The organism is Streptomyces durocortorensis (genome assembly GCF_016901035.1).
Lineage (GTDB): Bacteria > Actinomycetota > Actinomycetes > Streptomycetales > Streptomycetaceae > Streptomyces > Streptomyces durocortorensis.
Map to the genome: position 1 here is coordinate 1 of NZ_JAFEUF010000328.1, position 4,949 is coordinate 4,949.

At 74.2% G+C, this 4,949-nt stretch carries 4 protein-coding genes; 2 read left to right on the plus strand and 2 right to left on the minus strand.

What is annotated here, in order from left to right; all coding sequences use genetic code 11:
- Window positions 1–121: 121 nt before the first annotated feature.
- Complete coding sequence (locus JS521_RS32810) at window positions 122–1,021, minus strand: LysR family transcriptional regulator (RefSeq protein ID WP_205086541.1); 900 nt, start codon at window positions 1,019–1,021, stop codon at window positions 122–124.
- A gap of 103 nt (window positions 1,022–1,124) precedes the next feature.
- Between JS521_RS32810 and JS521_RS32815 the strand changes: the two genes are divergently transcribed.
- On the plus strand, window positions 1,125–2,348 hold the full coding sequence (locus tag JS521_RS32815) for an MFS transporter (RefSeq protein WP_205086542.1): 1,224 nt from the start codon (window positions 1,125–1,127) through the stop codon (window positions 2,346–2,348).
- Window positions 2,349–2,495: 147 nt separating this feature from the next.
- Here JS521_RS32815 and JS521_RS32820 read toward each other — a convergent pair whose 3' ends face one another.
- Entirely contained in the window at window positions 2,496–3,599 is a 1,104-nt protein-coding gene (locus tag JS521_RS32820; protein ID WP_205086543.1) for a hypothetical protein, read from the minus strand.
- A 67-nt stretch (window positions 3,600–3,666) separates the two neighbouring features.
- On the opposite strand from JS521_RS32820, the gene JS521_RS32825 reads away from it, so the two are divergent.
- Window positions 3,667–4,812, plus strand: a complete 1,146-nt coding sequence (locus JS521_RS32825; protein WP_010058492.1) for a cystathionine gamma-synthase — start codon at window positions 3,667–3,669, stop codon at window positions 4,810–4,812.
- Window positions 4,813–4,949: the final 137 nt, after the last annotated feature.

Consider the following 4,949-nt stretch of genomic DNA (forward strand, 5'->3'; position numbering starts at 1 on the left):
GCCTGCTCCGGGGTGGGGAGCTCGGGGGTGCGGCGGTTCAGGAACATGCGGGGGCTCCTCCAGGGGTCGGTGTTCGGTACGTACAACACGGGAGCGGCCGCCGGGATTCCGGGCCCGGCACTCACGCGGTGGCCCCGGCGACGGCTGCCAAGGCCCGTGCGAAGCCCCGCGTCCGGGCGGTCTCGTGGTTCCGGTGCCACACCAGAGCGAGGGAGGACTCCGGCAGGCCGGTCACCGGGACGAAGGTCACCGCGTGGCTGCCGTAGTAGTCGGCCGTCGGGTCGCAGAGCAGCATCGCGCCCCGGCCCGCCCGCACCAGGGCCAGGCCCTCCTGGAGGCTGCTCACCGCCGGACCCACCGGAATCGGGCGACCGGCGGGGGTGACCGCCGGGGCCTGGGCGAGGCGCCAGTAGTCCGGGGCCGCCCCCGCGACGCCGATGAGCGGGCTGCCCGCCAGGTCCTCGGCGTCGATGCCGGGGCGGCTCGCGTACGGGTGCCGGTCGGAGACCGCGAGCGTCAGCGGCCGCGCGGAGAAGACCGGGCCGAGCACCAGCGCGTCGTCCCGGACCGGCATCAGCACCACCGCCGCGTCCACCTCGCCCCGGTGCACCGCGCCGAACGGATCCGAGAGCGGGATCTCCACGATCTCGGCGGCGCAGTCGGGATGCCCGTCCCGGAAGGCCGTGACCGCCCGCATGAACGGGTCGTTCGCCGTCCCCTGGAAGCCGACACGGAACACCCCGCCGACGCCGCGCGCCGCCTCCCGGACCTCGTCGATCGTCTCCACGATCGCGTCGAAGGCCGGCCGCAGCCCCGCGTGCAGCTGCTCGCCGAGCGGGGTGAGGCGGACCCGGCGGCTCGTGCGGTCGACCAGCCGGCCGCCGATCCTGCTCTCCAACGCCCGCAGCAACTGGCTGATCCGGCTCTGCGAGAGGTACAGGCGCTCCCCGGCCCGGCCGAAGTGCAGCTCCTCGGCCAGCGCGAGGAACGCCTCCAGCTCCCTGATCTCCGGATTGCTCATGTGTCCCCTCCGCCTTCCCCCCGTTCCCATCCATGAGTCCAGCTCATAGAAGGACGAGAAGTCGGCCGTTGTTCCCGGTCTCCGGCCTCGATTGGCTGGGGACATGACGCATGTTCAGGAATCCTCAGGCGCCCGGGCCGGCCGCCCGACGCCCGCACGCAACGGCTGGTGGGGCGTGGCGGTCCTCGCGCTCGGCACCTTCACCGTGGTCACCTCCGAGATGCTGCCCGTCGGGCTGCTCACACCGATGGGCAGCTCCCTCGGCATCCCGGAGGGCGTCGCCGGCCTGACGCTGACCATCACCGGTCTCGTCGCGGCGGTCTCGGCCCCCGCCCTCGTCCCGCTGCTCGGCCGCGCCGACCGACGTACGGCCCTGTGCGTACTGGTCACCGTGCTGGTCGTCGGCAACCTCGGCGCGGCCTGGGCACCGGACTTCGGGACCATGGTCGTCGCCCGGGTCCTGGTCGGCGTCGGCATGGGCGGCGTCTGGGCCGTCGCCGCCGGGCTCGCGGTCCGCCTGGTCCCCGCGAAGTCCGCCGGAGCGGCCACCACCCTCGTCTTCAGCGGGATCGCCGTGGCGTCCGTCCTCGGCGTCCCCGCCGGAACGTACCTCGGGGACCTCGCCGGCTGGCGCGCCGCGTTCCTCGCAGCCGCCGGGCTCGGGGCCGTGGTGCTGGTCGCCGCGGCGCTCCTGCTGCCCCGGCTGCCCGCGGAGCGCACCGTTCCGCTCGGCGGTGCGCTGCGGCTGACCCGCGACCCCCGGCTGCGTACCGGACTCATCGTCGTCGGCTTCCTGGTCACCGGGCACTTCGCCGCGTACACGTATGTCAGGCCGGTCCTGGAGGACGTCTCCGGCGTCGGCGCGGGCACGATCGGCGTCCTGCTCCTGGTGTACGGGATCGCCGGCGTGGCCGGGAACTTCCTCGCCGGGGCCGGGGCGGCCCGCTCCCCGCGCCGGACGCTGCTGGTGATCGGCACGGTCCTGACCCTCACCGTGGTGGCGCTGCCGTGGCTGGGCGGTTCCCCCGCCCTCGCGGCCGTCCTGATGGCGCTCTGGGGCCTGGGCTACGGGGGTGTCTCGGTGAGCACGCAGACCTGGGTGCTGCTCGCCGCCCCCGACGCCCGCGAGGCCGCATCCTCGCTGTTCGTCGGGGTGTTCAACGCGGCCATCGCGCTCGGGGCGCTGGCAGGCGGGCTGGTGGCGGACGGCATCGGGATCACGGCCGTCACGGTGGCGGGCGCGGTGCTCGTGGCGGGCGCGCTGGTGACGACGGCGGCGGGCCGGGCCCCTGTGCCCGAGGCACCCGCCGTATCCGGGAAGAGCTGACCCCGCCGCGACGGCCCGGCGCTCGCACCCGCCGGGCCGTGAAACCGTACGGGCCGGAACCCGGTGCCGTAGGGCGTTCCGTACGGAGTCAGGACCCGGCCCCGTAGGGCGTTCCGGCCGGAGTCAGGACCGGGCCCCGTACGAAGGTCAGTGCGACAGCGTCGCCGGGCTGCCGCCGTTCGCCTCGTAGCCCGCGACCGCCAGCGCCCGGTAGACCGTGTACTGCGCGGCCGGGTCCGGCTCCGCCGTCCACGGCAGCGCGCCCACGTGGCCGTCGACCCGGACCAGCTGGTGCATCGCCTCCGACCAGCGCTCCATGTGGACCAGGAACAGCACCAGCAGGTGCCGGACATGGGCCAGCATCGGGTCGTCCGGACGCGCCGCGTGCACCGCGAACATCGCGCCCTCGACCGCCGTCGTCACCACCTGGCTGCGGTAGAAGCTCTGCACCATGTTGACCTCCGGCAGATGCTCGTACACCGCGAACAGCGGCAGCGCCGCCAGCAGCGAGCCCTGCGGGGCGCGGGCGGCGGCGGCCGTGGCGAGGGCCTCGGCGTCCTTGCGCGAACCGTGCCACCGCTCGGAGTGGAAGTGCAGCGCCGCGATGTGCGCGCCCATGTGCGCCGGAGCCCGGTCGATGATCTTCGCCCACAGCTGGTCGAACTGCTCGGGGGTGTAGCCCAGGCCCCGGGCCACCGCCAGCTCCACGATGTACGGGACGGGGTCGCCCGGCGCGAGCAGGGCCGCCTCGCCGCAGACCGTACGGGCCTCCTCCAGGATGATCCGGAAGTCGTCGCTCCCCGCCGCCGAGGACCGCCACGCCTGCTGCACCAGGAACTCCGCGTGCACCGCCGCACCGCCCGCGTCCTTCGGGGACTCCGAGCGCCAGGCCCGCAGCCACGAGCCGCCCTTGCCCGGCTGCTGCGCCAGCTCCAGCGAGGCCGCGCCCGCGAAGGCCTGGATCCGCTGCCAGCGCACCTCGCCCTCCTTCGGCGTCCCGGCCAGCAGCTGGGAGGCCGCCTGCCACTGCTGGGTGCCCTGGACGACGTCGAGCACGTCCAGGAGGTCCTGGTCGGGGCCCGGCATCCGGACGTCCAGCTCCTCCTGGCGGGCGAAGCCGTACGTGTCCGGGTCGGCGGCGTCCGGCGAACCGGGGGCGACCTGGCGGATACCGCCCCGGCGGCGCATCACCCAGGGGCCGATCACGGCGGCGAGCATGCCCATCGCGAGCAGGAACAACAGAATCTCCATGGACCCATTGTCCCCGGAGCGGCGAGTGGCCGGTAAGGGCCTCCGCCAGGAACTACGCTCGGGCCTCATGAGCGACCAGCACAGCTTCGAAACCCTCGCCATCCACGCGGGGAACACCGCCGACCCCCTCACCGGCGCGGTGGTTCCGCCGATCTACCAGGTGTCCACGTACAAGCAGGACGGCGTCGGCGGACTGCGCGGCGGCTACGAGTACAGCCGCAGCGCCAACCCGACCCGCACCGCCCTGGAGGAGAACCTCGCGGCCCTCGAAGGCGGCCGCCGCGGTCTCGCCTTCGCCTCCGGCCTCGCCGCCGAGGACTGCCTCCTGCGTACGCTGCTGACCCCCGGCGACCACGTGGTCATCCCGAACGACGCCTACGGCGGCACGTTCCGGCTGTTCGCGAAGGTCGCCGCGCGGTGGGGCGTGGAGTTCTCGGTGGCCGACACCTCGGACGTGGCCGCCGTACGGGCCGCGATCACCCCGCGCACCAAGGCGGTCTGGGTGGAGACCCCGTCCAACCCGCTGCTCGGCATCACCGACATCGCCGCCGTCGCCCAGGTCGCGCACCAGGCCGGGGCCCGGCTCGTCGTCGACAACACCTTCGCCTCGCCCTACCTCCAGCAGCCCCTGGCGCTCGGCGCGGACGTCATCGTGCACTCCACCACCAAGTACATGGGCGGCCACTCCGACGTCGTCGGCGGCGCGCTCGTCGTCAGCGACCCGGAGCTGGCCGAGGAACTGGCGTTCCACCAGAACGCGATGGGCGCGGTCGCCGGCCCCTTCGACGCCTGGCTCGTGCTGCGCGGCATCAAGACGCTCGCCGTCCGCATGGACCGGCACACCGAGAACGCCACCAAGGTCGCCGACCTGCTGACCCGGCACCCCAAGGTCTCCCAGGTCCTCTACCCGGGCCTGCCCGAGCACCCCGGCCACGAGGTCGCCGCCAAGCAGATGAAGGCCTTCGGCGGCATGGTGTCCTTCCGCGTCGCGGCCGGTGAGGAGGCGGCGGTCGAGGTCTGCAACCGGGCGAAGCTCTTCACGCTCGGCGAGTCCCTCGGCGGCGTGGAGTCGCTGATCGAGCACCCGGGCCGGATGACGCACGCCTCCGTCGCGGGCTCCCTGCTGGAGGTCCCGGCCGACCTGGTCCGGATCTCCGTCGGCATCGAGAACGGCGACGACCTGCTCGCCGACCTCACGCAGGCGCTGGGCTGACCGGCACCCGTCATGCCACATGCGCGGGGGGGCCCCCCCCCCCCCCCCGGGGCCCCCCCCCCGGCGGGGGGGGGGGCGCCCCAAAAACAACCCCCCCCCCCCCCACAAAAAAAACACACACCACCCCGAGGGGGCGC

What these genes read in the sequence shown, in the direction of transcription:
- JS521_RS32825 (WP_010058492.1), top strand. Translation starts at nt 3,667, where the DNA reads ATGAGCGACCAGCACAGCTTCGAAACCCTCGCCATCCACGCGGGGAAC.
- JS521_RS32810 (WP_205086541.1), bottom strand. Translation starts at nt 1,021, where the DNA reads ATGAGCAATCCGGAGATCAGGGAGCTGGAGGCGTTCCTCGCGCTGGCC.
- JS521_RS32815 (WP_205086542.1), top strand. Translation starts at nt 1,125, where the DNA reads ATGACGCATGTTCAGGAATCCTCAGGCGCCCGGGCCGGCCGCCCGACG.
- JS521_RS32820 (WP_205086543.1), bottom strand. Translation starts at nt 3,599, where the DNA reads ATGGAGATTCTGTTGTTCCTGCTCGCGATGGGCATGCTCGCCGCCGTG.